The sequence below is a fragment of the Psychromarinibacter halotolerans genome (assembly GCF_029168315.1).
Lineage (GTDB): Bacteria > Pseudomonadota > Alphaproteobacteria > Rhodobacterales > Rhodobacteraceae > Psychromarinibacter > Psychromarinibacter halotolerans.
In genome coordinates this window covers 438,711-463,223 of sequence record NZ_JARGYD010000002.1, presented here as the reverse complement: position 1 = coordinate 463,223, position 24,513 = coordinate 438,711, and the positions used below count along the sequence as shown (strand labels likewise).

The window sequence follows — 24,513 nt, the reverse complement described above, 5'->3', positions numbered from 1 at the left end:
CCATCGTGGATGGTCCGGCTTTCCCTGTCCCTCGGTGCGTGACCCGCTAGTCGAGCCTTATGTTCACGAGGTTCTGGTCGCCCGGCAGTCGCGAGCGTTCCAGTATGATCTTCGAGATCGCGCGGGCGCGGACGGGTTGCATCAGCGCAAGGATCGGGCCCGAATTGCGCGGCTGCATCGCCGCCAGCACCAGAACCGAAACCTCGATGTCGGCCTCGTTCATGATCGCGGCGGCCTGCACCGGCTTCATGGCCTTGTAGATCTCGACAAGGCGACCGACGTCGGAGGTGTTCTCGCGGTCGGCGCGTTCCAGAAGGTGTTCCAGCTCTGCCTTCAGCGCAGCCAGTTCGGCGTGCTTCGCGTCCAGCGCGCTTTTGGCGAACAGGATCTCTGCTTCTTTCTGTTCCAGCTTTTCGCGCCAGTCCTCCAGCGCGTCGCGCTCTGCCTGAAGGGCAACCAGCAGCTCGGGCAGGACATCGACCGTTTCGGTTTCCGTCTCTTCGGACGCGGTCTCGGGCGCTTCGGCGACGCAGTCCTCTGCGCCGTCCTCGCAGGGGGGCGTGGGATCGGACGCCGCAAAGGCGGGCGGCGCCAGCAGCGAGGCAACCGGCGCGACGACCGATGCGCCTTTGACGGCAGCCAGCCCGGCAAGGCCAAGGACGGCGACGGTCATGATCCGGGCCATCAGACGGCCTCCTTCACGAACTTGCGGTAGAACACCGCCGACAGGTCTTCCTCTGCCGGTTCGGGCACGGCATCCGCAGCGGGTTCGGGCGTGGTTTCGGCCACCCGTTCGCGGCGGAACTCGATCACGGGGTCGGCGACCGGTTCGGACGCGGGGGCCACGACGGGTTCGGCGCGCTTCGTTTCCATCTGCGCGTTGAAGGCCGCCATGCTGTCACGATGCGCGCGGATCGCGTTCTCATAAGTCTCGAACATGGGGCCAGCCTCGACCAGCGCCGCGCGCAGACGGTCGATCCGGCGGTTCAGCCGCACGATATAAACGCCGACCGCGACCAGCAGTACAACGATGGCTACGTCGACGATGGCGCCGGTGTCCAGCAGGCCGGTATTCAGGATCTCTGCGATCATTCCGTTGCCTCCTGCGTGGTCTTGTCGGTCTCGGCCGACTCAGGGTCTTCCGCGGCCTCTGTTTCTTCCTCTGCCAGGTCCTCGGCATTCACCTCGCGCTCGACGCGGAACCCGAAGCGGCCGCCCTTGCGCTGGCCGGCATAGCCGAAGAACACCGGGATGCCTTCGCACATCAGCGAGATTTCCTTGTCGTCGGCGATACCAAGGTCGATCGTCGTCCCCGGCTCCCACGCAAGGATGTCCAGCAGCGGCACCTCAAGCTGGTGCACGCGGGCGGTGACCTTGACCGACGAGCCGTTGATGTTGCTCAGGATATGCTCGCGCCACGACAGGTCGCCGCCCAGCTTCTCGCCAAGGAACATTTTCGACAGCTTGTCCTGCGCCGGTTCCAGCGTGGCCATCGGAATGATGACCATGATGGCGCCGCTGCAGTCGCCGATGGTCACGGACATCCGGGCGACGGCGCAGGGGGTCTTGCCGCCCTGAAGCGCGGGCATCTGCTGCGGGACCTCCATCGTGTCGACGATGAAGGTCGCCTCTGTCAGCCGCGATACGTTGTCGGACAGTTCGTCAAGGATCAGGTCGATCAGATCCCGCGAGATCTGGCGTTCGATGACCGAAGCGGCCCGCTTTGGGGCGGTGCCGGGACGGGGGCGCCCGCCAAGTTGGGTTTCAAGCGCCGAGAAGATCATCTCGCTGTCCAGGACCACGGCCATCGTGCCGCCCCACGACCGGGCTTCGACCGCCGCGCAGATCCCGAACTTGTCCACGTCCGCCACGACGTCTTCCCACGCCATGTACTCGACCGACGAAAAGCCGATGTCGCACAGGAACGCGGCCTTGGTCTTGAAGGTCGATACCAGCGACACCGCCATGCGTGAAAAGATGATGTCCAGCATCGGCAATTGCGTGATGCCGGCGGACGCCTGCGAGATCAGCTCTTCCTCGACCGTGCGGGTCATGCCATGCGGTTGGGCCGATTGGGGCGATTGGGATGTGGTGGCTTCCATGTCGGTGTCCCCGGATTACTGGACCACGAAGTCCTGAAACAGGACCTCGGAAACGGTTTGGTCAGACAGGCTTGCGGTGGCGCGGCGTTTCAGTTCGCCGCGGACAAGGCTCATGCCCGCGCTGCCGGTCACGTCGCGTACCGAAAGCTGCGACAGGTATTCGATGAAGACGTCGCGCAGAACCGCGACCGTGTCCGAGTTGCTGGTCGGGGCATCGTGCGACCCCGAGTCTTCCGATCCAAGGTCAAGAACGACGACCGGATTCACCAGCAGGTGGCGGGTGTCCGTCGTCTCGCCGGTTTGCAGGACCAGCGTGATGCGGCCGACGTCGATCTGAACGTGATGCGATTCTGCAACTTCCGGCGTATGATTTTTCGCATCATCGGCCTCGGACGCCGCATTCAGGCCCATGTTCGTCCATGCCAGGACGCCCGCACCGGCGCCGCCCAGGAACGACACCAAAACCAGAATCACCAGAAGTTTGATCTTTGGGCCGCTTTTCTTGGGGGCCGGAGCCTCGTCAGCCATGAATGAATCCTCAGACGTCAATTTTTCGCATTCATGCTAGCCGACCTTCCATTCAAAGGGAAGAACACAGTCGCCCGAAGTTTGCGAAAAATTTTCTTGTGAGTCGCGAGGCAAGCATCTACGGTCGTCTTAAATTCGCAAATTTCCATACCCGGTAAGTCGGCAAGCAAGTGAACGAACTCATCGAGAACCTGAAGGGGCTGGGCCGCCGGCGTCTTATGCTGATGGGGCTGACAGCGGTCGGCCTGGTCCTTGCGCTTGTCGTCGGGCTGTCGGTCGCGATGTCGCCGAAGTACCGGCCGCTTGCGATGGACATTCCCGCCTCTGACGCATCGCGCATGATGACCGAGCTAGAGCAGGCGGGTTTCTCGCCGCGCATCTCGGCCGATGGCACCATGCTTAGCCTGCCGGAAGACGAGGTCGCCCGCGCCCGCATGGCACTGGCCGAGGCCGGACTGCCCGCCGAGGGCAACGCGGGCTGGGAACTGTTCGACCAGAACTCTGGTCTGGGGATGAACAGCTTTCTGCAACAGATCAACCGCCTGCGCGCGCTTGAAGGCGAACTGGCCCGGTCGATCGAGACCATCGACAACGTCGATACCGCGCGGGTCCACCTTGTGCTGCCGGACCGCGAGACGTTCTCGCAGGAACGGCCGGAACCCTCGGCCTCGGTCGTTATCCACACCCGACGCACCGCACCGCTGGAACGCAGTCAGGCGCTGGCCATCCGCAGCCTTGTCGCCGCCGCCGTGCCGCGCCTGTCGCCGGACCGGATCACCATCCTTGACGGCGCCGGGCAGGCGATCCTCAGCGAAGAGGATCTGTCCGAGGGGAACGGCCTGAACTCGGCCCGTGCCGAGATCGAAGAACGGCTGCGCCAGAACGTCGAAAGCATCCTTGCCGCCCACGTTGGCACCGGCAACGTCCGGGTGCGCGTGACCGCCGATCTCGACACCTCGCGCGAGGTTGTCGTTCAGGAAAGCTTCGACCCCGACCAGCAGGTGCCGCGGTCCATCGTTTCGGTGACCGAGCAGAACGACAGCGCCGACAGTTCCAGCAGCACCGTCGACGTGGCCAACAACCTGCCCGGCATCGACAACGGCGGCGGCGGCGTTGGCCGGTCCGAGACGAACACGTCCAGCCGGGACGAATCGGTGTTCGAGATCGGCAACACCCGGTCCGAGCTGATCCGCGAGCCCGGCGCCATAACCCGGCTGTCCGTTGCGGTCGTCGTGAACGGCACATGGGACGAGAACGGCGCCTATACCCCCCGTACCCCCGAAGATCTGGAACGGCTGACGGCGCTGGTGCACTCGGCCGCCGGGATCGACGAGGAACGCGGCGACGTCGTCACCGTCGAGAACCTGAGCTTCGTCGCCGGTGATCCCACCGCGACAGCCCGCGAGCGCAGCGGTTTCATGGACGTGGTCGCGATGAACTTCGGCGCCATCGTCCGTGCCCTTGCCGCCGTGGTCGTCGTGGCGCTGCTGCTGTTCTTCGGGGTGCGCCCGCTGATGCGGTCGTTCGCGGCCTCGACCGAAGCCGCCGCGGAAGGCGATGCGACCGCCGATGCCGTGGCCATCGAGACCCCCGACGCCGAAACGCCCGCTGCCGCAGGCACGCCCGGCGCCCCCGGCGAACAGCCGCGGCCCAAGCCGATGGCAGAGCCTGTTATCGTCGAGGAAGAGGAAGAATTCGTTTCGCTTGCCTCGGTCTCGGGCAATGTCATGCGTCGGCACATCGACGAACTGACCAAGCTGATCGAGGTCGAGCCCGAAGGCTCGCTGCGGATCATCCGCAGCTGGATCAACCAGAAGAGCTGATAGATGGCGAGCAAGAGCATCCTCAGCCCCCCGGATTTCGACGTGGAAGACCGCGTCGAGGCAGAGCGCGCGCAGGTGAGGGCCACCAGTTTCACCCGGGCCGAGATGGACGCGGCCATTGCCAGCGCCGTCGAAGCCGCGCGGGCCGAGGCCTATGCCGAAGGCTACACCGCCGGCGAAACCGCGATGCGCGACAGCATTGCGCAGAAACAGGCGGCGACGCTGGAAACGCTGCTGCCGCGCATCGACGAGCTTTTGGCCGGTCAGCAGGTGTACTGCGACGGGCTAGAGCTGGAAATGATCGCTTTCATGCGGGACTTTTGCGAAAAACTTTTCCCTGAAATGGTCGGGGAATACGGCCGCGAGCAGTTGGCCACCGAACTGCGCCAGATCGCGCGGCGCGCGCTGGGCAGCCCGTGGCTGGAGGTGAAGGTGCCCGAAGGCTACGGCGCGCTTGCCCGCGAACTGGCCCGCCCCGAAGGCGAGGGCACAGAGCTTCGGGTGACCGAAGACCCCGATCTTCTGGCCTGCGCGGTCAGCGCAAACTGGCAGAACGGTCGTTCCGCCTATGACTTCGACGCCCTGTGCGGGGACATCCTTTCGCTGTTCAGGGCCCCCAATCTCTCGTTCAACAGACAGCCGGGAAATGTGACATGACGGACGATTCCAATAGCCTCCTCAAGGACATCGCCGCAGAGGAAATCAAGAAGGCCGACGTGCAAAGCAACGGGCAGGGCGTCAATGCCATGCTGAACGTGTCGCTGTCGGTGCAGGTCGTTCTGGGCGAGGCCCGGATGCCGGTGTCGCAGCTTCTGTCGCTGTCGCGCGGGTCCGTGGTCGAGCTGGACCGCCGCATCGGACAGCCGCTGGACGTGATGATCAACGACCGGCTGGTGGCGCGCGGCGACCTTGTGAAGGTCGGCGAAGACGGCCTGGGCATCACCCTGACCGAGATCGTCAAAGACTACGTGATGGGCACGCACTGATGCCCACGGGCACCCTTCTGCGCGGTCCGGGCCGGTTCGCCCTTGCCGCCCTGCTTGCGGGTCTCATCCTTGTGGCTGGCGCCGCGACGGCATGGGCCCAGCAATCGGGGCTGGGGGAACTGATCGGCGGGCTGTCAGAGGTGCTCGACCCCGAAGGTGAGGGCAGCGGAGAGCTGTCCGGCCGCCTGATACAGATGTTCGGCCTGCTGACCCTGCTGTCTATCGCGCCGGGCCTGCTGATCGTGATGACCTCGTTCACCCGGTTCGTCGTCGTCCTGTCGATCATGCGCATGGCGCTGGGCCTGAACCAGTCGCCGCCGAACATGGTGATCACCTCGCTGGCGCTGTTCCTGACGTTCTACGTCATGCAGCCGGTGCTTCAGGACAGCTGGGACAACGGTCTTGCGCCGCTGATCGACGGCGCCATCACCGAGGAACAGGCTGTCGAACGCATCGCCGAGCCGTTTCATGCCTTCATGGCGAACAACACCCGCGACAAGGATCTGGCCCTGTTTCAGGGGTTTGCCGCGCAGGCCGACGCCGTCGTGCCCGACGAGACCGTCGAGGGCGTGACCGAAGGCGGCGTTGACGCGCTTCCCGAGGACCGCACCCAGATCGCGTGGTCGGTTCTGGTGCCCGCCTTCATGATTTCCGAACTTCAGCGCGCCTTCACCATCGGGTTCCTGATCTTCGTCCCCTTCCTTGCCATCGACCTGATCGTGTCCGCGATCCTGATGGGGGCCGGCATGATGATGCTGTCGCCGGTCATGATTTCGCTGCCTTTCAAGGTCATCTTCTTCGTCGCGATCGACGGCTGGTACCGTCTCGCGGGGTCCCTGATCCAATCCTACGCCGGAGGATAGTCTCGTGAACGCACTCAATCCCCACGCCACCAGTTTCCCGCTGCAGCTTGCCGCGGAAGAGATCCCGCTGACCGGGGTCGAAAAGGCGGCTGTCCTGTTCCTGTGCATCGGCGAGGAACGCGGATCGGTGATGATGAAGAAGATGGCGCGGTCCGAGATTCAGGCCGTGATCCAGGCGATGTCTCGGCTGGGCACGATCCCGGCCAGCACGGTCGAGAATGTGATCCGCGAATTCTCGCGGACCGTGTCTGGCGGCGCCGGTGTCGAAGGGTCGGTTCAGATCGCCGAGCGGATGCTGTCGGGCTTCATGTCCGACGACGCGATTTCCGACATCATGGGCGACCTGCGCGCGCCCACCCACGGCCAGAACGTCTGGGACGCCTTCGCGGCGGTGAACGAGCAGACCATCGCCAACTGGCTGATGGGCGAACACGACCAGACCGTCGCCGCGATCCTGTCGCGGATGAAACCCACCGTATCGGCCCGCGTCCTGCCGTTGTTCGGGGCCGAGCGCATGGCCGAGATCGCGACGCGGATGATCGGCCTTGGCACCCTGTCGCGGCATGTCATCGACAACCTCGAACAGGTCATCGTCAGCGATTTCCTCAGCGCGGCGACCCGCAAGTCGACGGTCGATCCGCAGCAGCGGATGGCGGACATGTTCAACAAGATGGACGGCAGCGTGTTCGAAAGCCTGTCCAGCGATCTGGAAGACCGCGTACCGCAGGAACTGGACCAGATCCGCAAGAAGATGTTCACCTTCGACGACATGGTGAAGCTGGAAAGCGCATCGCTTCAGCGGATCATGCGGATGGCAGAGGGCAACACGCTGGCGCTGGCCCTGCGCGGCGCAAAGTCCGAGATCCGCAGCGCCTTCATGTCGGCCCTGACCCAGCGGATGCGCGAGATGCTGGAAATGGAGATGAAGGAAATGGGCCCGGTCCGCGCGCGCGAAAGCCGCGAGGCGCAGGCGACGCTGATCGACATCACCAACGACCTTGTTCGGCAGGACATCATCCGTCTGCCCAGCACCGAAGACGAGATGGTCTGAGCCAGACCGCAGAACGCAAAAAAGCCGCGGCCCGAATAATCGCGCCGCGGCCTTTTAGTGTCTGTTATTCAGCGGGTGCCGTAGCCCGAGAACCCTTGGATCGAGTCGATGTCGATCGTCACCATGTTGTAAGAATTGCCCTGCGACAGCAGGGTGACGGCTGCGTTCTCGGTGGTTTGGCTTTGCGTCACGGCGGCGAAGGCGGAAAACTGGCGGATCAGCTTTTCCTGAACCTCGGGGTCTTGCAGATCCTCGATGTCCATCCGCTTTTCCAGCATCTTCTTCAGGGAATCGACGCTGGCGTTAGCAGAGCTTTCGGGCATCCCGAACGCCGTCATGATGAACTCTTTCATCTCGGTGTCCGCCAGCACCTTGTACCAGCTGGTCAGGCCGGACACCTTCTGCTCGAACGCAAGCGCCGTGCCGACGCTTTCGTTCACGTCGGACTGCGTGTCGATCAGCCGTTGCTCGGTGTAGCGTTCCACCATCTCCTCGACCCAGTCGGGGTCAGTGAAATTGGCGTCGGCGGTGCCGTCGGCGTTGAAGCCCAGTTCTTCGTTGGCCAGCGTGTACTTGTCGTCGGTCAGGCGGTTGATCAGCGACTTGTCGTCGTCCGGATCGGCTGTGAAGATCTCTTTCATCATGGCCTTGGCATAGATCTCTTTCTCCATGCCGAAGGATTTCATGACGAAGCTGAAGACCTCGTAATCGTTCACAAGGTCCTCGACGGTTTCCATGCCGCCGATCCGCTCCCGAAACGCGTCGATCTCGCGCTTGGCCATCGGGTCGCGCTGCACGTCGGCTTCGAACATCTCGCGGTTCTCGCGGACCAGCGTGATGCCGACGAAGGGGGACAGACCGGCGGTCGAGATCATGCGTGCGATTCCTTCGGGGTATCGGCAAGCCCGGCTGAGATCGCCAGAAGCTTGTCTTCGTAACGGATAACGGGGCCAAGGACGCGGTACGCGCCGTACAGGTTGTCCTGCTCGACGTGGCTGCGGACGCGGTCCAGAACCTTGCCGTGGCTTTTCTGCATGACCTGCATCAGCTCGGTGATCCCGTCGTGAATGCGCGGCAGGATCTCGCCCCGCGATTCACGGCTGACCATCGCGACCTGGATCAGCTGGCACAACCGGCGCACGGGGGTCTGGGCCTTGTCCTCGGCAAGGATCTCTTCGCCGCGCAGGACGTCGGACCGGTTCTCGACCTCGACGAACATCTGGCCCTTGCCCGCGTTGCGCAGCACGGCGCCGTTGATGACGATGCGGTCTCCGGTTTTGACTTTGAGAATCAGGCCCATTACGCGGCCTCGACGGTGTGGCCCTGAAGGGCCGCGATGATCGGCTTGTTGACGGCGATCAGGGATTCGATGGTGCCGCGGCCGTTCATGATCTGGCCGCTTTGGCGTTCGACGAAACCGGCCAGCGACAGAAGTCCGGCGCGGGTTTCGGCGGGAAGCGCGTTGCCCGGCGTCAGCAGGTCGGCTTTGAAGCCAAGCCAAAGGCGGACATTGTCGTGGACGGCCGACCGCAGCGGACCGGCAAGGATGCCAAGACGGGACGGGCCTTCGGCGGCGGCGTCATACTCGGCTTGGTGCGCGTCAAGGCGCGACGTGATCTGGGTCAGGACCCGGCGCTCCATCGCGCGCGGTGTCTCGGTGGTCTTGAGGGATTTCTTATAGGCGTCGAGGCTCATCTGATGTCACCTTCTGGTGCGGGCCCGGGGGCTTGAAAAACGAAGCCCGACCTCGGTCATCCGAGGCCGGGCGATACGCTTCAGCGACTGCTGACAATCATTACGTGAACACTGGCAAGCATTACTGGAACAGGCTCATAACGCTGGACGGACCGCGGTTCGCGATCGCGAGCGACTGAGTGGCCAGCTGCTGCTGGGTCTGAAGCGCCTGAAGACGGGCAGCTTCTTCTTCCATGTCCGCGTCGATCATCGAGGACACGCCGCTGTCGATGTTGTCGACCATCTGGTTCAGGAACTCCTGCTGGCCTTCGATCGAGCTTTCCGCCTGGCCCAGCTGGGTGGCGACATCGGTCACGTCGGTCAGCACCGTCTCGACCGAGGCAAGAGCCCCTGCCAGGAAGGCTTCGCCGGTGGCGACGACTTCGGCGTTGGTGGCAAAGCCCGTTGCGATCGCTTTGAAGTCGCTGACCAGTTCGGCCATGTCGTGCGTCTTCACAACGATGTCGGTGGTGGCGAAAGTGCCGCCAGCACGGGTGATGCCGGTAACCACGTTGCGGTCAACGCCGACAGTTGCGTCGCCGTTGACGCCCCGGGTCAGTGCGCCGGTCGCACCGTCGATGGCAGAGCCGGCCACCGAGCCCGCAGCGTAAGAGCCGGCACCCAGCATGTCGTCGCCGTTGAAGGTCGACTGGCTGAGCGTCGTTTCCATCTGTTTGACCAGTTCATTCAGGTCGTTTTCGATTTCGCCTTGGCCGCCGGTGGCGCCCTGAGCGAATGCGACCTTATCGATGAACTGCTGAGCCAGGTCTTGGATCGTCTCGGCGCCGAGGCGGGCCGTGGCGACCGAGTTCTTGGTCAGGGTCAGACCTTCGTTGATCGACGCATAGGACGAGCTATCGCCTTTCATCGTCTCGGAGATCTGGAAGTAGGCCGCGTTGTCCTTGGCCGAGCCAACTTTCAGGCCGGTCGAAATGCGGTCCTGAGTGGTGGCGAGGTTGTTGTTCACCGACCGCAGGGCCTGAAGGGCGTTCATCGCGGAGGTGTTGGTGATGATGGAAGTCATGGGGGCTAGTTCCTTTTGCTTTCTTGCTGCACGTCCCTCCTTCTGGCGGGACGGTCGGGTCTTCGCCCGACATCAAGGGAAAGCGGCAGGAAGGTTTCCGAAAGGTTTCCGTTTTCGCAAATTTCTAAAAATCTTTCTCGAAGCCCTTTTTGACCGGTTTCGGCGCCACGTCGCCGCGCAGCTGACCGGTCTTGTCGTAGACGCCCTTCAGGCTTTGACGCGTGCGAAGGTGTTCGACTTCGGCCAGAATCGTGCGCGAGGCATCCGCCATGCCGCGCAGAAGCCGTTCGTTGGTTTCCAGCTGATCGGCCAGGTCCCGAATCAGTTTTCGCAACTGGCCCACAGCAGGGACGTCGACGGACAGGAAGGGTTCGACCGCAGGCTGCCGCCGTTCCAGCGTTTCCAGAAGCCGTGCCTTCTCATCGAAATACGACGCCACCCGATCGACGTCGCGATCTTCCAGCGCGCCGTTCTCTTTGCGCAGGAAATCCAGCGTCGACGACAGGATCTTTTCGAACTCGGCGATGTTGCCTTCGTCTTCGTCGGTCAGCCCGGCGCCCTCTTCGCCGTCACGGGCCTTGCGTTCGCCGAGCCGCATACCAAGCCGCGACAGGGCGGACGTCTTCGGAACGCCGATCATTCCATGTATTCCTTCAACTGCGCCGCGACAGAGCGGGCGATACCAACGCCGCCGGCTTCCGCGACTTCGCGTGCGAAGGCTTTGGTCAGCTGGCTGCGGAACATCTCTTCGCCGAAGCCGCCGGCGGGCGCGGGGATCGCGTCTTCCATCATCGTGGAAAAGGCGATCTCAAGGAACGAGGCCTCGAAATCCATCGCGGCCTCTTCGATGCTTGTCGGCTGGTTCGCGGGGTGCGGGCCGGACAGCGGATGCAGAATGGGCTTGGACTCGATATCCATCAGATGATCTCCAGATCTGCGTGAAGGGCACCCGCGGCCTTGATGGCCTGCAGGATCGAAATGATTTCCTGTGCACCGATGCCGATGGCGTTCAGCCCGTCCACCAGCTCGCGCAGGCTGACCTGCCCGCCGACGACGGCGAAGCCAGAGTCGCGCTCGTAGACTTCGATGTCCGTCTGCGGGACGATCACCGTCTCGCCGATGCTGAACGGTTCCGGCTGGCTGACCTGGGCGCTTTCGCTGATGCTGACGGTCAGACCGCCTTGGCTGATCGCGACCTCGTCGATCCGCACGTCGGCCCCGATTACGATGGTGCCGGACTTTGCGTCGATCACCACCTTCGCGGGGGTATCGGGTTCGACTTGCAGGTTCTCGATCGTCGAAAGCGCCTCCATCACGTCGCCCTTCTCGATCACGCGCACCTCGACCGTGCCGGGATCAAGCGGCTCGGCGCGGGCGATGCCGACATGGGCGTTGATCGCCTCGGCAATGCGCGACGCGGTGGTGAAGTCGGGATTTCGCAAAGCCAGCCGAATGCTGGTCATCCGCCGCAGGTCGAAATCGATCTCTTGTTCGACGGTCGCGCCGTTCTCGATCCGCGCCACGGTAGGCACGCCACGCGTCAGGTCGGCGGCGGCGCCTTCGAAACTGAAGCCGCCCACGGCAACGGGCCCCTGTCCGACGGCATAGATCTGCCCGTCGGCGCCCGACAATGGCGTCACCAGAAGCGTTCCGCCCCGCAACGAGGTGGCATCGCCTAGCGACGACACCTCGATGTCGATCTCGCTGCCGCGCCGCGCGTAGGGCGGTAGTTTCGCCGTGACCATCACCGCGGCGGTGTTCTTGGTGTTCAGCCCTTCGCCCGTCAGGTTGCCGACGCCCAGCCGCGACAACATGCCCTCGATGGATTTGCGCGTGAACGGAGAGTTCCTCATGCTGTCGCCGGTGCCATCAAGGCCGACGACAAGGCCGTAACCGATCAGCTGGTTCGACCGCACGCCTTCGAAGTTCACGATGTCCTTGAGACGAACCTGCGCCTGCGCGGCGGCCGCCGGCAGGACGACGGCAAGCGTCAGGGCAAGAAGAACGCGTTTAAGCATCGCAAGGCATCCAATCTGAAACCCGCGCGGGCGGGAATTTACGTTATTCGCATATCCACCAAACGGTGGCCGTGGCCTGTTCCTGCGCCGCTTCGTGAAATTCCTTATCCGAATGGAAGGTTTTTCGTTGAACCGGCTAACGACGGCAATGTACCCTACTTTTAGTTTTTCGCAAGTTTCTCGGGAGCACCCATGCGGGTAATTTTGCATGATTACGACCACGCCCGCGCAGAAGGGCTGTTTTCTGCCCTGCCGCGCCAAGGACTTACGGTCGAAGATCTGCCCAAGGCGGCAATCGAATCAGGGATGGCCGGGCTGGACGAAGGCGCCGCCGTTCTGCTTCCGGTGCTTCTGGGGCTGATGCCCGAACGCGACGCCGCCGGACAGGTGCGCCGGATGCGCGCCGCTGGAGTGGCGAATCCCCTGTTGGTGCTACAGGACGACCTGGACCCCGACGAGGTTGCGCGAATTCTGGATGCCGGTGCGGACGACGTTGTCGGCGCACCCTTCGCGGCGGTCGAGATCGCGGCGCGGCTGCGGTCGGTGACGCGCCGCCATCACGGATTGCGGTCGCAAGAGGTCCGGTCCGGTGCGCTGACGGTCTACCTAGACGGACGGCACCCCGAATTCGACGGCCACCCGATCCGGCTGTCGTCGAGCGAGAACACGATCCTTCGGATTCTTGCGCTGAACTCTGGGAAGGTCGTTCGCCGCGACGCGCTGTTCGATGCGCTGTACGCGCTGGCGGACTATCAACCGTATATGAAGGCGCTGGACGTCCACATCTGCAAGCTTCGCAAGAAGATCGAGGCGCATTCCGGCGACGGCGCCAGCATGATCCGGACCTACACCGGCAAAGGCTATGCCCTGGAAGGAGAAGCGCCAGTCGCGGGCTGAACGCCCGCGTCAGGCAAAGGCGCGTTCGGCAGGGGTGTCGGACGCGGGTGCGGCAAAGCCCTGAAGCATCGGGAAGCCGCCAACGGTGCCGGACAGGCGCAACGTCTCGCCGTCACGCATCCGAAGACGCATGCTGGTCCACGTCACGCGGCGACCGTCGTGAAGCGCGGTCATGAACGACGTGATGCGCGTCTGATCGTCCGGGTGATAGTGACCGCGCAACGTGATCGGCGTTCCGGCAGGGCAGGCCCGCAGCACGAACGCGTCCAGCGTTTCGGTTTCGGCCTCGATCCCGAAGTCTTCCAGCAGATAGCCGGTGACGTCGAAGCCGGTGACGGTCAGTGTCACCATGTCTGTCCCATGGGCGGTGAACCGCAGCGCGTCGTCGGCGCCTGTCGTCAGACCAAGGTCACCAAGGATCGTGGACAGCGACCGGGCAGCGTGCCGGTGCAGGGGACCGATGTGAAGGATGCCTTCCCCAGTCGCGGCATCAAGGTCCGAATGGCGAGAGAGTGTCAGATCGGCAAGCTGCATTGGACAGCAATCCTTCTTCATTCAGGAAACACAGCATTCAAGACGCTGTAGTTCCTCGTGTAACCGGGAAGGTATTGATCCGGACGGACAGCCGCCGTTTCTAATGTAGATATTAAAGTGTTTCCCAGCGTCTCTGACCGGAGACACTTGATCGTTACCCGGCGGAATCCTGCCCAGCTACTGATATTTTGATCGTTTTACCCAATAGGGGACCGGTGCCTTGAAGAAGCCTCAAACTGCCTAAACTAGGCTATGAGAAAGCGCGATCGACACCACATGTGTGGCGTTTCGCGCCCCAATCTTCCTGCGAATGCGCTCGATCCGTTTCTTCACGGTGTCTCGAGTCGTGTGCATCTGCTTGGCGATCTCGTCCTGAGAATATCCAAGCGCAAGGGTCTGGATCGTCGCGATATCCACGTCCGTCAGGCCCAGCCGCCCGTCATGGACCGCGACGATATGGTCGAGGATCTCGGCAACCCGCGCGATCTCGTCGTCCGTCAATTCACGGTCGGGGCGCGACACGGCAAGAAGGCACTTCTTGTTTCGAAGATGCTTGCTGCGCGTCACCGCGACCGCGCCGTAGGCCAAGCCGAAGTCTTTCGCGCGCCGCATGACATAGTCGGCAGTGACGCGCTGTACCGTGTCCAGTCCGCTCCAGCGTGTCGTGCCGGTATTCACCATGCCCCAAAGAACCACGGGATCCAGCACGACAAGGTTGTTGGTGTCGTAATGGTCGCGCCAAGCTTCGGGGTAGGTGCTGTAGACGAACTTGGTCTTCCAGACGTGCGCATGAAGGACAAGGCAATAGCCCGACGGTGCAATGGCAGAGAGTTCCTTGTCGCACGCCTCGTAGTCCGGGATGATTTCGAAGGGATTGTCTTCGAACATGTGACACGTTCCTCGGTCGCACCGCTGCCTCAGCAAGCGTTACCAGTGGCGGACCGCGCCGCACTCTTCCTGATGGCACACGAACTTCCCCGCCTTTGGTTAACGGCGAGAGGCCGTGCTTGCCGTCTCAACGACAAGTTGTGGTAGCATCCTGAGGTTGTCAATGGTTACGCTAAGTCCTTTATGGCGTTCACTAAGTGCCGGACCTTCGTTGTGCTTTCGTGATGCAATACTGATCTGGGGTTGCACGGCGCGTTTTTGATGAACGCGTTCGTTACGTCGTAAAGACCTGCGGGCCAGCGTGGATGCCCGAAAAGCAAAAGGGGAAGGCAAAGCCCTCCCCTTTTTAATTTCCGCGAGTGAAGTCCGTTTAGCGGATCACGCCGCCAGTGCGTCGACCGGGCTTCCCGAAAAGATCTTGTCGCCGACCCGAACGGAAATCTGTCCGTTCGGCAGAACGCCGACAAAGAAGCCCTGAACCGATACGCAACTTCCGATTACGATTGTCCGAAGCATGCTCACCATCCCCTGTGTCATCCTACCGACACATTAAGTGATCCCTGTTTTCAAATCACTAACAAAGTGAGCAAAAAAATCAGACTTTTGCGCTCAAATTACGCAGATAAAGCAGAAATCGGCGGTTTCTGGGCTGAAATTTGTCAACAATAGGGTGAAGTTGTCTAAAGCCAATCACGCAGAATCGGAATCAGCGGAACGTCCGCTGGGGGCATCGGATACTCGCGCAGGTTGTGCGCCGCGACCCATTTCAGGGCCTGACCCTCGCGCGATTGCGGAATGCCCTGCCATTTTCGGCAAGCAAACAAAGGCATTAGCAAGTGAAATGTCTCGTACGCGTGGCTGGCGAAGGTCAGCGGCGCAAGGCAGCTTTCCCACGTATCGATGCCAAGTTCTTCCTGAAGCTCGCGAATCAGGGCCGTTTCCGGGGATTCCCCCGGTTCCACCTTGCCGCCGGGAAATTCCCAAAGCCCGGCCATCGACTTGCCCTCGGGGCGCTGGGCCAAAAGCACGCGGCCGTCCGCATCAATCAGCGCGACGGCCGATACCAGTACGATCTTGCTGTCGCTCATGAACGATAGTCGGCGTTGATCGAGATGTAGGCGTGGGTCAGGTCGCAGGTCCACACGGTGGCGGCGCCATCGCCCAGCCCCATGTCGATGCCGATGATCAGGTCGGACTGCTTCATGTAAGTCGCGCCCGCCTCTTCCTTGTAGTCTGGGTCGACCCAACCGTCGCGGGCGACCTGAGTGTCGCCGAACCGGATCGCCAGCTTGTCGCGGTCGGCCTGCGCGCCGGACTTGCCGATCGCCATGACGATGCGGCCCCAGTTCGGGTCTTCGCCGGCAAGGGCGGTCTTGACCAGCGGCGAGTTCGCGATCGCCATGCCCGCCGTCTTGGCGTCGGCATCGTCGGCGGCGCCGGTCACCCGGATCTCGACGAACTTCGTCGCGCCTTCGCCGTCGCGGACGACCTGATGCGCAAGGTCCAGCATGACGCCCGACAGCGCCTCGCGGAACGGGGCGATGCCGTCGCCCGTGATCTCGACGCCCGAAGCGCCTGTTGCGGCCAGCAGCAGCGTGTCCGAGGTCGAGGTGTCGCTGTCCACGGTGATGCAGTTGAAGCTGCGATCCGTCAGTTGCGACAGCATTCCCTGCAGATCCGCCTGCGCGATCTTCGCGTCGGTGAAGATATAGACCAACATGGTCGCCATGTCGGGCGCGATCATGCCCGACCCCTTGGCGATGCCAGCGATCTTGACCGGCTTGCCGTCGATCTTGACCGTCGCCGAGGCGCCCTTGGGATAGGTGTCGGTGGTCATGATCGCCCGCGCCGCGGCGGCGATGCCATCGGCGGACAGGCCGGCTTTCAGGTCTTCGATCTTGGCGATGATCCGGTCATGCGGCAACGGTTCGCCGATCACGCCGGTAGACGAGGTGAACACGCGGTGTTCCGGCACGCCCACGATGCGCGACACGCCGGACACCAGTTCCCGCACCGACGCCATGCCGTGGCTGCCGGTGAAGGCGTTGGCGTTGCCCGAGTTCACCACGATGGCGGCACCGCCGTCGGCGCTGCCCCCGATTTTGTCCTGACAGTCCAGTACAGGCGCCGATCGCGTGGCCGAGCGCGTGAACACGCCGGCGATCTCGGACCCCGGCGCAAGTTCTGCCAGCATCACGTCGGTCCGGCCCGCATAGCGTACCCCTGCCGCGACAGTGGCAAAGCGCACGCCGGCGATTTCCGGCAGGTTCGGAAACCCGCCAACCGGGGCAAGAGGCGAGACGGGAAGCGGCTTCTTCGTCCGCGGTTCGGCCTCGGGCGTTGCGCCCGAGGTCTCTAGATGCGCCCGAAGCTCTTTTAGCTTCTGCTTGAGCTTGCGGATCTTTTTCTTCTTCCCGGCCATTGCCCCAGGACCTTCTTATTCAGTGACGAGAGTGGTGTCTTTAAGCACGGCGGGGTCGATCCCCGACAGGTCCGGGCGCTCGATCTCGGCGGCTTCGACAAGTTCTTCGATCTCTTCGCGCAAGCGGGTTTCCCACAGCTCGGCCTGGATGGTGTCGCGCACCTCGTCCAGCGCTGGGGCTTCCGGCAGACGGGTCTCGTTCAGCGTGATGACATGCCAGCCGAACTGCGTCTGCACCGGCTCGGACACATCGCCGACTTCCAGCGCCATCACGGCCTCTTCGAATTCGGGCACCATCATGCCAGCGCCAAACCAGCCAAGGTTGCCGCCGTTCGGGCCGGTCGGGCCGGTCGAGTTCTCTTTCGCCAGTTCGGCGAAGTCGGCGCCGCCGTTCAGTTCCTCGACCAGTGCGGCTGCTTCTTCCTCCGTCGCGACAAGAATGTGGCTGGCGTTGAATTCCTTCACCGGCTCGAAGTCGGCGTATTTCGACGCATAGGCAGCCTCGAGATCCTCGTCGCTGATCTCGATCGCTTCGGCGATTTCCGTGACCTTCGTGCTGGCCAGGATCGCGCTTTCCTCGTTCTCGATCGCCAGTTCGGCGGCGCGGTTCGGCTCGGTCACCGATCCGCCCACGGCGCGTTGCTGGATCAGACGTTCAAGCAGACCCTCGAAAATAACGTCATCGGGCAGCGACTTGTTCTGGTCGGACAGGGCTTCGCGCATGATGATCATGTGGCCGATCGTGATATCGGTGCCGCCGACGGTGGCGACAACGGTGTCAGCGGTGACCTCCGCTGGCGTCTCGGCATCCTGTGCGACAACGGGGGCCGCAAGGCTCAGCGCAATCGCTGCCGAGGCCAGGAGGGTCTTCGAATAAGCCATAAGGTGATCCTTTTTGAACTTGGCCGCGAAAGCTCGCGACGTTGACACCATACCAACCGGCCCTTACATCGCCAAAAGGCGCGCAGGACCGCTTTCTCACCGCATTTCCTATGGGTTCGGGAGAGGGCGGGCAAGCACTCCTCTTACACGTTGGTTTGAAAACAGGCTTCCAGGCGGAGTAGACATGCTGGGTATCGGAACAATCGCCAAGAAGGTCTTTGGCACGCCAAATGACCGCAAAGTAAAGGCGACCCGACCGATCGTCGAAAAGATCAACGCTCTGGAACCCGAGTTCGAGGCGCTGTCCGACGACGGCCTTATCGAAAAGACGGCAGAGCTTGTCGAACGGGTCGCGGGCGGCGAAAGCCTGGACAAGATCCTGCCGGAAGCCTTCGCGAACTGTCGCGAAGCCGCCAAGCGCGCACTTGGGCTTCGGGCCTTCGACGTGCAGCTGATGGGCGGGATCTTCCTGCATCAGGGCAACATCGCCGAAATGAAGACGGGCGAAGGCAAAACGCTGGTCGCCACCTTCCCGGCCTATCTGAACGCTCTGACGAAGCGCGGCGTGCATGTCGTCACCGTGAACGACTATCTCGCCAAGCGCGACTCTGAGTGGATGAGCAAGGTTTACAACGCGCTGGGCATGACCTGCGGCGTCGTTTATCCGCAGCAGCCCGAAGGTGAAAAGAAAGAGGCGTACGCCTGCGACATCACCTATGCCACCAACAACGAGCTTGGCTTCGACTACCTGCGCGACAACATGAAATCCGAGCTGTCGGACATGAACCAGCGCGACCACTACTTCGCCATCGTGGACGAGGTCGACTCGATCCTGATCGACGAAGCGCGGACGCCGCTGATCATCTCCGGCCCGTCGCAGGACCGGTCCGAGCTGTACATGACCATCGACAAGGTGATCCCGGAACTGACCGAGGAACACTACAACATCGATGAAAAGTCGCGGAACGTGACCTACACCGAGGAAGGCAACGAATTCCTCGAACAGCGTCTGCACGCCGCGGGCATCCTGCCCGAGGAACACACGCTGTATGACCCGGAATCGACCACGATCGTCCACCACGTGAACCAGGGTCTGCGGGCCCACAAGCTGTTCACGAAGGACAAGGATTACATCGTCCGCAACGGCGAGATCGTGCTGATCGACGAGTTCACCGGCCGCATGATGTCCGGGCGCCGCCTGTCGGACGGTCTGCATCAGGCGATCGAGGCGAAGGAAGGCTGCAAAATCCAGCCCGAGAACGTCACCTTGGCGTCGGTCACCTTCCAGAACTATTTCCGCCTTTACGACAAGCTGTCCGGCATGACCGGCACCGCGTCGACCGAGGCCGAGGAATTCGCCGAGATCTACAAGCTGGGCGTGGTCGAGGTTCCGACCAACCTGCCCATCGCGCGGAAGGACGAACACGACGCCGTCTACCGCACCGCGAAGGAAAAATTCGAAGCCATCGTCGAGGAAATCAAAGCCGCGCACGAGGCCGGGCAACCCGTCCTTGTCGGCACCACCTCGATCGAAAAGTCGGAGTTCCTGTCGCAGCTTCTGACGTCCGCGAAGATCCCGCACAACGTCCTGAACGCCCGCCAGCACGAGCAAGAGGCGCAGATCGTCGCTGACGCCGGCAAGCTGGGTGCGGTGACCATCGCGACGAACATGGCCGGTCGCGGCACCGACATCAAACTGGGCGGCAACTTCGAATTCCAGGTGATGGAGGCCATCGCCGCCAGCCCGGACCGCGACCCCGAAGAGATCCGGCAAGAGTTAGAGACCAGCCACGCCGCCGCCGAAGAGGCGGTGAAGAAGGCGGGCGGTCTGTTCGTCCTTGCCACCGAGCGTCACGAAAGCCGCCGCATCGACAACCAGCTGCGCGGTCGGTCCGGCCGTCAGGGCGACCCGGGCCGGTCGGCGTTCTTCCTGTCGCTGGAAGACGACCTGATGCGCATCTTCGGGTCCGAGCGTCTGGACAACATGCTGAAAAAGCTGGGGATGAAGGAAGGCGAGGCCATCGTTCACCCTTGGGTCAACAAGTCGCTTGAGCGGGCGCAGGCGAAGGTCGAAGGCCGCAACTTCGACATCCGCAAGCAGCTATTGAAGTTCGACGACGTGATGAACGACCAGCGGAAGGCCATCTTCGGCCAGCGCCGCGAGATCATGGAAGCCGAAGATCTGCACGAGATCGTGCAGGACATGCGGCATCAGGTGGTCGACGATCTGGTCGACGAATACATCCCGCCGAAGACCTACTCGGACCAGTGGGACACCGAGGGGCTGTATGCCGCCGCGTTGGAAAAACTGGGCGTGAACGAAAAGGTCATCGCTTGGGGTGAAGAGGAAGGCGTGGATTCCGAGGTGTTCAAGGAACGCCTTGCCGCCGCCTCGGACGAGCTGATGGCGTCGAAAGCCGCCCAATTCGGCCCGGAGAACATGCGCTCGATCGAAAAGCAGATCCTGCTGCAGACCATCGACGGCAAGTGGCGCGAGCACCTGCTGACGCTGGAACACCTGCGGTCGGTTGTCGGCTTCCGGGGCTATGCGCAGCGCGACCCGCTGAACGAATACAAAACGGAATCCTTCGAACTGTTCCACGGGATGCTGGACTCGCTGCGCACCGAGGTGACCCAGAAGCTGTCGCAGATCCGCCCGCTCAGCGAGGAAGAGCGCGAGCAGATGATGAAGGACATCATGGCGCAGCAGCAGTCGCTGCAGAAGGCCGCCGAGTCCGCGACAGCCAAGCAGCCAGAGCCTGTCGGCGCTGGTGATACTGCCGCCGCCCCGACCGAGACTCCGGCAGCCCCGGCGGGCGCGGAACCTGTCGCGCAGCTTGAAGGGTTCGACGAGAACGACCCCTCGACCTGGGGCAATCCGGGGCGCAATGCCCTGTGTCCCTGTGGGTCCGGGAAGAAGTTCAAGCACTGCCACGGCGCGCTTTGATCTGACGCGCCAGGCGCATGGACGCTTGGTTATCCACAGGTTGCCGAGGTCGGGCTCCGGCCACGGCAACCTGTTTTTGTTTCCGAATTACAACACAATTTAGGCTCTTCGCCTTACTGTTTCCTCATTTCTGTGCCACTTATCCACAAAATTGATTGGGCAGGGGCGGCACCATGCAGTTGGCATTCTTACAGAAGTACCGGAAGTACCTGACAAACGGCGCGACCGTCGCCGCCGTCTTGGTCACCGCGCACCTGATGCAGCGGAACGGCGACGCCAACGCCCGCGACAGCATCCCTGACCCCGAAATTGCCGCCGACATTACGGTCGACACCGCAGCCGAGCCGATGGTCGCAGGCGTCCTGCCCGCGCCAACGCCCGAGTCAGCACCGGAACCAACCCCCGAGCCGGCTGTGATCGTGGCCGATGCGGACGATACCTCGGAAGGTCTGCTGCCCGTTGCCGAAACGGCGGAATCGGAACCGGCGGATGCGCCGTCCAAGCTGGAAATTCTCGCCGAGCTTGACGCCGAAGACCCCGCTGACGCCGACGTCACTCCCCCGGACGTTGTTGACCTTGCAAGCCTCGACGCGCTGCCGGACGGCGATACGCCCGAAGCCGTGGTGGTCGAGATCCCGGAAATGCCCTCTGACAGCGCGATCCCCGAACCGCTGGAACTGAAACAGCCCACGCCCTTGGACCGGATGCCCCCGGTTCAGGAAGCCGCGCCCGAGGATCTGCCCGCCGACCCGATCAGCCCGGCCGGTCATAACGAGTACGGCCTTGCCTGCGACGTGATCCTGTCGGCGTCCGCCCGTCCCGCCGGGATGGTGCACCTGATGCTGGTCGCGCCCTGCGCCGCAGAAGAACGGCTGACCGTCCGCCACGAGGGGCTGATCTTCTCGGACCAGACCGACGCGCTGGGCACCTACGCGGTCGATGTTCCCGCGCTGGACATGGATGCGACCTTCTCGGTCACGCTGGCCAGCGGCGCGGTTGCTGAAACGGCCGTTGATGTGCCCGCCGCCCTGCGCAACGAACGTGTCGTGCTGCAGTACAACGGCGACAACGGGCTTCAGATCCACGCGCTGGAATTCGGTGCCGACTATGGCGATGCGGGCCACATCTGGTCGGGAAATCCCGGCTCGGTCGAGGTCGCGACGCGGACCGGCGGCGGGTTCCTGACGTTGCTGGGCGACCGGTCGCAGCCCGATGCGTTCCTGGCCGAGGTCTACTCGCTGCCCGAGGATGCGCGCGGACAGGACGGCGTGGTCCGCCTGAGCGTCGAGGCCGAAGTGACCGCCACCAACTGCGACCACGACATCGCGGGCCAGACGATCCAGCGCACCGCCGCCGGTGGAATGCGCCCTGTGTCCCTGACGCTATCGATGCCGAACTGCGACGCCACCGGAGAGTTTCTGGTGTTGAAAAACCTCCTTCGAGACCTGAAGATCGCCGCATACTGAGGCAGTCGCGGTAATCGGACATGAGCTATCGACGTGCGGCAGTCCTTGCCGCACTGTTTCTATGGAGTCTTGGCGGTGCCGCACGCGCCGATGACGTTACCCTGACGTCCCGCGATGGCAGCGTCGAGGTGACCGGCGACCTGCTGGGGTATGACGGCGAATTCTACCGCGTAGACACTGTTTACGGCGTCCTGACGCTCGATGGCAGCGGCGTGGTCTGCGAAGGTCCGGGCTGTCCCGACCTGACGGCCTTCGTCGCGCGGTTCACCTTCTCTGGCGCTCGCACGATGGGCGAGGTTCTGATGCCTTCGCTGGTCGAAGCCTTCGCCGCGCGCTCGGGCTATGGCGTCGAACGGCGCATCGTGGACGACACCCATTTCGATTATGTTCTGACCGACCTTGGCACCGGCGCCTTGGCCGCCGAGATCGGGTTTCGCGTGACTTCGACGGAAGAAGGCTTTGCCGACCTTCTGGCGAACGAAACGGACCTTGTCCTGTCCACCCGCCCCGCGAACGAGACAGAGATCACGCTGGCGCAAGAGGCCGGGTTGGGCGACCTGTCGGACCCGCGCCGCAGCCGCATCCTTGCGCTGGATGCGATGGCCGTGATCGTGTCGGCGGACAACCCGATGAAGGGTCTGACGCTGGACCAGATCGCCCGCATCTTCGCCGGAGAACTGACCAACTGGTCGGCGCTGGGCGGACCCGACGCGCCGATCTTCGTGCACATGCGCGGCGAACGCTCGGGCCTGTCGCAGGCGTTCGCCGACCGGCTGCTGACCCCGCGCGACCTGTCGCCCGCGGCGGCCACGATCCGCCACACCGACAACGCCGCGCTGGCCGATGCCGTCGCTGGTGATCCGCTGGCCATTGGTGTCGCGCCCTATTCCCAGACCGGCAACGCGCAGGTGCTGGAGCTGTATGGCAAATGCGGCATGGTCTCTGTCCTCGACGACCTGACGGTCAAGACCGAGGATTATCCCCTGACGCTGCCCCTGTTCCTGTACACCCCGGTGCGCCGGATGCCGCTTTTGACGCGCGAGTTCCTCGCCTTCGTCCGTTCCCCCGCCGCGCAGCTTGTCGTCGCGCGCTCGGGCTTCGTCGATCTGCGTCTGTACAACGTGCCGGTGGCCGAGCAGGGGCTGCGGCTGGTGAACGCCATAGCCGAGGCCGGGGACGAAGTGCCGCTGGAGGAATTGCAGCGGTTGGTGATGGCGATGGACGGGACCGAACGGCTGACGCTTGGGTTCCGGTTCGAGCCGGGCGGCGCGCAGCTTGACCCGCAGTCGCGGTCGAACGTCGAGATCCTTGCCCAGCAGATCGAATCCGGGGCGTTCGACGACCGCCCGCTGATCTTTGTTGGCTTCTCTGACAGCGAAGGACCGGCCGACGGCAACGTGCGCCTTGCCACGCGGCGGGCGGAAGGGGTGCGCGATGCCGTGCTGAAGGCCGCGCCGACCGCCGACCGCGACCGGCTTACGATCTCGGTCGAGGGCTTCGGAGAGGCGATGCCGATGGCATGCGACGACGAGGAATGGGGGCGGCAGGTCAACCGCCGGGTCGAGGTCTGGACGGCTCAAAGATAGCCTTCGGCGCGAAAGCTAAGCTCGGCCGATTTGCCGACGATCAGGTGGTCGTGCAGGGTCAGCCCCAGCGCCTGCGCCGCAGCCTCGATCTGGCGGGTCATGTCGATGTCCTGCTGCGACGGGCTGGGATCGCCGGACGGGTGGTTGTGCACAAGGATCAGCGCGCTGGCATTCAGCTCCAGCGCGCGCTTCACCACCTCTCGCGGGTAGACGGGGACGTGATCGACGGTGCCCTGCGCCTGCGCCTCGTCCGCGATCAGCACGTTCTTGCGGTCAAGGTACAGCACGCGGAACTGTTCCGTTTCCCGGTGCGCCATCGTGGTGTGACAATAGTCCAGAACCGCGTCCCAACTGGAAATGACGGGCCGCTGCAGCACCTTCGACCGCGCCAGCCGGTGCGCCGCCGCTTCGACCAGTTTCAGTTCCCGCACCACCGCGTCGCCAACGCCGCTGACGGCGGTCAGTCGGGCAGGATCGGCGGACAGCACGCGGTTGAAGTCGCCGAAGGTGTCGATCAGTTGCCGCGCCAGCGGTTTGACGTCCTGCCGTTCGATGGCGCGGAACAGGATCAGTTCCAACAATTCATAATCCGGCATCGCCGCTGCGCCGCCCTCCATGAACCGGGCGCGCAGGCGTTTGCGGTGGTCCTTGATGTATGACGGCAGCCGCCCGGGCCGCACGGGTGTTTCCGGGGCCTCATCCTCGGCACCGGCGAACAAGGGCAGGGGGGCTTCGGCCATGTCGTTGCTCATGACCGCAGCG

At 63.3% G+C, this 24,513-nt stretch carries 26 protein-coding genes; 9 read left to right on the top strand and 17 right to left on the bottom strand.

Features of this window, described 5'->3' with window-relative positions; translation table 11 throughout:
- Positions 1-46: 46 nt before the first annotated feature.
- From P1K30_RS07155 to P1K30_RS07140, 4 genes are all read right to left on the bottom strand, one after another.
- Positions 47-685, bottom strand: a complete 639-nt coding sequence (locus P1K30_RS07155; protein WP_275632008.1) for a MotE family protein — start codon at positions 683-685, stop codon at positions 47-49.
- Complete coding sequence (locus P1K30_RS07150) at positions 685-1,092, bottom strand: hypothetical protein (RefSeq protein ID WP_275632007.1); 408 nt, start codon at positions 1,090-1,092, stop codon at positions 685-687. Before P1K30_RS07150 ends, P1K30_RS07155 begins: the two co-directional genes overlap by 1 nt.
- Positions 1,089-2,054: a flagellar motor switch protein FliM gene (locus P1K30_RS07145; RefSeq protein ID WP_275632006.1), complete on the bottom strand. Its 966-nt coding sequence runs from the start codon at positions 2,052-2,054 to the stop codon at positions 1,089-1,091. Before P1K30_RS07145 ends, P1K30_RS07150 begins: the two co-directional genes overlap by 4 nt.
- A gap of 63 nt (positions 2,055-2,117) precedes the next feature.
- Positions 2,118-2,630 (bottom strand): flagellar basal body-associated FliL family protein, encoded by a 513-nt coding sequence (locus P1K30_RS07140; RefSeq protein WP_275632005.1) that lies wholly within the window; start codon positions 2,628-2,630, stop codon positions 2,118-2,120.
- A gap of 170 nt (positions 2,631-2,800) precedes the next feature.
- Between P1K30_RS07140 and fliF the strand changes: the two genes are divergently transcribed.
- From fliF to P1K30_RS07115, 5 genes are read left to right on the top strand one after another with little or no spacing between them, the layout of a single operon-like run.
- Positions 2,801-4,453: a flagellar basal-body MS-ring/collar protein FliF gene (gene fliF / locus P1K30_RS07135; protein WP_275632004.1), complete on the top strand. Its 1,653-nt coding sequence runs from the start codon at positions 2,801-2,803 to the stop codon at positions 4,451-4,453.
- A 3-nt stretch (positions 4,454-4,456) separates the two neighbouring features.
- Positions 4,457-5,110: a FliH/SctL family protein gene (locus P1K30_RS07130; RefSeq protein ID WP_275632003.1), complete on the top strand. Its 654-nt coding sequence runs from the start codon at positions 4,457-4,459 to the stop codon at positions 5,108-5,110.
- On the top strand, positions 5,107-5,439 hold the full coding sequence (locus tag P1K30_RS07125) for a FliM/FliN family flagellar motor switch protein (protein WP_275632002.1): 333 nt from the start codon (positions 5,107-5,109) through the stop codon (positions 5,437-5,439). The genes P1K30_RS07130 and P1K30_RS07125 overlap by 4 nt, the downstream gene beginning before the upstream one ends.
- Positions 5,439-6,302 carry a flagellar type III secretion system pore protein FliP gene (gene fliP, locus P1K30_RS07120; RefSeq protein WP_275632001.1) on the top strand — a complete coding sequence of 288 codons (864 nt, stop codon included), beginning with the start codon at positions 5,439-5,441 and terminating at the stop codon, positions 6,300-6,302. Before P1K30_RS07125 ends, fliP begins: the two co-directional genes overlap by 1 nt.
- Positions 6,303-6,306: 4 nt before the next feature.
- Entirely contained in the window at positions 6,307-7,353 is a 1,047-nt protein-coding gene (locus tag P1K30_RS07115) for a flagellar motor switch protein FliG (protein WP_275632000.1), read from the top strand.
- A 68-nt stretch (positions 7,354-7,421) separates the two neighbouring features.
- Here the strand turns inward: P1K30_RS07115 and P1K30_RS07110 are convergent, their stop codons facing one another.
- The 7 genes from P1K30_RS07110 to P1K30_RS07080 all read right to left on the bottom strand — a co-directional run bounded on the left by P1K30_RS07110 (position 7,422) and on the right by P1K30_RS07080 (position 12,129).
- A complete protein-coding gene (locus P1K30_RS07110) occupies positions 7,422-8,228 on the bottom strand; it encodes a DUF1217 domain-containing protein (protein ID WP_275631999.1) in 807 nt (268 codons plus the stop codon).
- On the bottom strand, positions 8,225-8,653 hold the full coding sequence (locus P1K30_RS07105) for a flagellar biosynthesis repressor FlbT (RefSeq protein WP_275631998.1): 429 nt from the start codon (positions 8,651-8,653) through the stop codon (positions 8,225-8,227). The genes P1K30_RS07110 and P1K30_RS07105 overlap by 4 nt, the downstream gene beginning before the upstream one ends.
- Complete coding sequence (locus P1K30_RS07100; protein ID WP_275631997.1) at positions 8,653-9,048, bottom strand: flagellar biosynthesis regulator FlaF; 396 nt, start codon at positions 9,046-9,048, stop codon at positions 8,653-8,655. The genes P1K30_RS07105 and P1K30_RS07100 overlap by 1 nt, the downstream gene beginning before the upstream one ends.
- A 121-nt stretch (positions 9,049-9,169) precedes the next feature.
- Positions 9,170-10,111 (bottom strand): flagellin, encoded by a 942-nt coding sequence (locus P1K30_RS07095; RefSeq protein WP_275631996.1) that lies wholly within the window; start codon positions 10,109-10,111, stop codon positions 9,170-9,172.
- Between the two features lie 124 nt (positions 10,112-10,235).
- The gene (locus P1K30_RS07090; protein WP_275631995.1) at positions 10,236-10,751 is read right to left on the bottom strand and encodes a hypothetical protein; all 516 of its coding nucleotides are present in this window, start codon (positions 10,749-10,751) and stop codon (positions 10,236-10,238) included.
- A complete protein-coding gene (locus tag P1K30_RS07085) occupies positions 10,748-11,029 on the bottom strand; it encodes a rod-binding protein (protein WP_275631994.1) in 282 nt (93 codons plus the stop codon). Before P1K30_RS07085 ends, P1K30_RS07090 begins: the two co-directional genes overlap by 4 nt.
- A complete protein-coding gene (locus tag P1K30_RS07080; RefSeq protein WP_275631993.1) occupies positions 11,029-12,129 on the bottom strand; it encodes a flagellar basal body P-ring protein FlgI in 1,101 nt (366 codons plus the stop codon). Before P1K30_RS07080 ends, P1K30_RS07085 begins: the two co-directional genes overlap by 1 nt.
- 192 nt (positions 12,130-12,321) lie before the next feature.
- On the opposite strand from P1K30_RS07080, the gene P1K30_RS07075 reads away from it, so the two are divergent.
- Positions 12,322-13,026 carry a winged helix-turn-helix domain-containing protein gene (locus P1K30_RS07075; RefSeq protein WP_275631992.1) on the top strand — a complete coding sequence of 235 codons (705 nt, stop codon included), beginning with the start codon at positions 12,322-12,324 and terminating at the stop codon, positions 13,024-13,026.
- 9 nt (positions 13,027-13,035) lie between these two features.
- On the opposite strand, the gene P1K30_RS07070 is transcribed toward P1K30_RS07075, so the two are convergent.
- The 5 genes from P1K30_RS07070 to P1K30_RS07050 all read right to left on the bottom strand — a co-directional run bounded on the left by P1K30_RS07070 (position 13,036) and on the right by P1K30_RS07050 (position 17,752).
- Entirely contained in the window at positions 13,036-13,560 is a 525-nt protein-coding gene (locus P1K30_RS07070; RefSeq protein ID WP_275631991.1) for a PAS domain-containing protein, read from the bottom strand.
- A gap of 240 nt (positions 13,561-13,800) precedes the next feature.
- Positions 13,801-14,448: an autoinducer binding domain-containing protein gene (locus P1K30_RS07065; protein WP_275631990.1), complete on the bottom strand. Its 648-nt coding sequence runs from the start codon at positions 14,446-14,448 to the stop codon at positions 13,801-13,803.
- A gap of 680 nt (positions 14,449-15,128) precedes the next feature.
- Positions 15,129-15,536: an 8-oxo-dGTP diphosphatase MutT gene (mutT, locus tag P1K30_RS07060; protein ID WP_275631989.1), complete on the bottom strand. Its 408-nt coding sequence runs from the start codon at positions 15,534-15,536 to the stop codon at positions 15,129-15,131.
- Positions 15,533-16,870, bottom strand: a complete 1,338-nt coding sequence (gene argJ, locus P1K30_RS07055; RefSeq protein ID WP_275631988.1) for a bifunctional glutamate N-acetyltransferase/amino-acid acetyltransferase ArgJ — start codon at positions 16,868-16,870, stop codon at positions 15,533-15,535. Before argJ ends, mutT begins: the two co-directional genes overlap by 4 nt.
- Before the next feature lie 15 nt (positions 16,871-16,885).
- Positions 16,886-17,752 carry a peptidylprolyl isomerase gene (locus P1K30_RS07050; RefSeq protein WP_275631987.1) on the bottom strand — a complete coding sequence of 289 codons (867 nt, stop codon included), beginning with the start codon at positions 17,750-17,752 and terminating at the stop codon, positions 16,886-16,888.
- A gap of 184 nt (positions 17,753-17,936) precedes the next feature.
- Between P1K30_RS07050 and secA the strand changes: the two genes are divergently transcribed.
- From secA to P1K30_RS07035, 3 genes are all read left to right on the top strand, one after another.
- Positions 17,937-20,699, top strand: a complete 2,763-nt coding sequence (gene secA / locus P1K30_RS07045) for a preprotein translocase subunit SecA (protein ID WP_275631986.1) — start codon at positions 17,937-17,939, stop codon at positions 20,697-20,699.
- A gap of 173 nt (positions 20,700-20,872) precedes the next feature.
- A complete protein-coding gene (locus P1K30_RS07040) occupies positions 20,873-22,165 on the top strand; it encodes a hypothetical protein (RefSeq protein WP_275631985.1) in 1,293 nt (430 codons plus the stop codon).
- 20 nt (positions 22,166-22,185) lie between these two features.
- Positions 22,186-23,751 carry a phosphate ABC transporter substrate-binding/OmpA family protein gene (locus tag P1K30_RS07035; RefSeq protein WP_275631984.1) on the top strand — a complete coding sequence of 522 codons (1,566 nt, stop codon included), beginning with the start codon at positions 22,186-22,188 and terminating at the stop codon, positions 23,749-23,751.
- On the opposite strand, the gene radC is transcribed toward P1K30_RS07035, so the two are convergent.
- On the bottom strand, positions 23,742-24,491 hold the full coding sequence (gene radC, locus P1K30_RS07030) for a RadC family protein (protein WP_379560107.1): 750 nt from the start codon (positions 24,489-24,491) through the stop codon (positions 23,742-23,744). The two genes, P1K30_RS07035 and radC, sit on opposite strands and share 10 nt — an antisense overlap.
- Between the last annotated feature and the right edge of the window lie 22 nt (positions 24,492-24,513).

Excerpts from the sequence above, each read along its gene's own strand:
- P1K30_RS07155 (WP_275632008.1), bottom strand. The coding sequence starts at position 685 with ATGGCCCGGATCATGACCGTCGCCGTCCTTGGCCTTGCCGGGCTGGCT.
- P1K30_RS07150 (WP_275632007.1), bottom strand. The coding sequence starts at position 1,092 with ATGATCGCAGAGATCCTGAATACCGGCCTGCTGGACACCGGCGCCATC.
- P1K30_RS07145 (WP_275632006.1), bottom strand. The coding sequence starts at position 2,054 with ATGACCCGCACGGTCGAGGAAGAGCTGATCTCGCAGGCGTCCGCCGGC.
- P1K30_RS07140 (WP_275632005.1), bottom strand. The coding sequence starts at position 2,630 with ATGGCTGACGAGGCTCCGGCCCCCAAGAAAAGCGGCCCAAAGATCAAA.
- P1K30_RS07130 (WP_275632003.1), top strand. The coding sequence starts at position 4,457 with ATGGCGAGCAAGAGCATCCTCAGCCCCCCGGATTTCGACGTGGAAGAC.
- P1K30_RS07125 (WP_275632002.1), top strand. The coding sequence starts at position 5,107 with ATGACGGACGATTCCAATAGCCTCCTCAAGGACATCGCCGCAGAGGAA.
- fliP (WP_275632001.1), top strand. The coding sequence starts at position 5,439 with ATGCCCACGGGCACCCTTCTGCGCGGTCCGGGCCGGTTCGCCCTTGCC.
- P1K30_RS07110 (WP_275631999.1), bottom strand. The coding sequence starts at position 8,228 with ATGATCTCGACCGCCGGTCTGTCCCCCTTCGTCGGCATCACGCTGGTC.
- P1K30_RS07105 (WP_275631998.1), bottom strand. The coding sequence starts at position 8,653 with ATGGGCCTGATTCTCAAAGTCAAAACCGGAGACCGCATCGTCATCAAC.
- P1K30_RS07100 (WP_275631997.1), bottom strand. The coding sequence starts at position 9,048 with ATGAGCCTCGACGCCTATAAGAAATCCCTCAAGACCACCGAGACACCG.
- P1K30_RS07095 (WP_275631996.1), bottom strand. The coding sequence starts at position 10,111 with ATGACTTCCATCATCACCAACACCTCCGCGATGAACGCCCTTCAGGCC.
- P1K30_RS07090 (WP_275631995.1), bottom strand. The coding sequence starts at position 10,751 with ATGATCGGCGTTCCGAAGACGTCCGCCCTGTCGCGGCTTGGTATGCGG.
- P1K30_RS07085 (WP_275631994.1), bottom strand. The coding sequence starts at position 11,029 with ATGGATATCGAGTCCAAGCCCATTCTGCATCCGCTGTCCGGCCCGCAC.
- P1K30_RS07080 (WP_275631993.1), bottom strand. The coding sequence starts at position 12,129 with ATGCTTAAACGCGTTCTTCTTGCCCTGACGCTTGCCGTCGTCCTGCCG.
- P1K30_RS07075 (WP_275631992.1), top strand. The coding sequence starts at position 12,322 with ATGCGGGTAATTTTGCATGATTACGACCACGCCCGCGCAGAAGGGCTG.
- P1K30_RS07070 (WP_275631991.1), bottom strand. The coding sequence starts at position 13,560 with ATGCAGCTTGCCGATCTGACACTCTCTCGCCATTCGGACCTTGATGCC.
- P1K30_RS07065 (WP_275631990.1), bottom strand. The coding sequence starts at position 14,448 with ATGTTCGAAGACAATCCCTTCGAAATCATCCCGGACTACGAGGCGTGC.
- mutT (WP_275631989.1), bottom strand. The coding sequence starts at position 15,536 with ATGAGCGACAGCAAGATCGTACTGGTATCGGCCGTCGCGCTGATTGAT.
- argJ (WP_275631988.1), bottom strand. The coding sequence starts at position 16,870 with ATGGCCGGGAAGAAGAAAAAGATCCGCAAGCTCAAGCAGAAGCTAAAA.
- P1K30_RS07050 (WP_275631987.1), bottom strand. The coding sequence starts at position 17,752 with ATGGCTTATTCGAAGACCCTCCTGGCCTCGGCAGCGATTGCGCTGAGC.
- secA (WP_275631986.1), top strand. The coding sequence starts at position 17,937 with ATGCTGGGTATCGGAACAATCGCCAAGAAGGTCTTTGGCACGCCAAAT.
- P1K30_RS07040 (WP_275631985.1), top strand. The coding sequence starts at position 20,873 with ATGCAGTTGGCATTCTTACAGAAGTACCGGAAGTACCTGACAAACGGC.
- P1K30_RS07035 (WP_275631984.1), top strand. The coding sequence starts at position 22,186 with ATGAGCTATCGACGTGCGGCAGTCCTTGCCGCACTGTTTCTATGGAGT.
- radC (WP_379560107.1), bottom strand. The coding sequence starts at position 24,491 with ATGGCCGAAGCCCCCCTGCCCTTGTTCGCCGGTGCCGAGGATGAGGCC.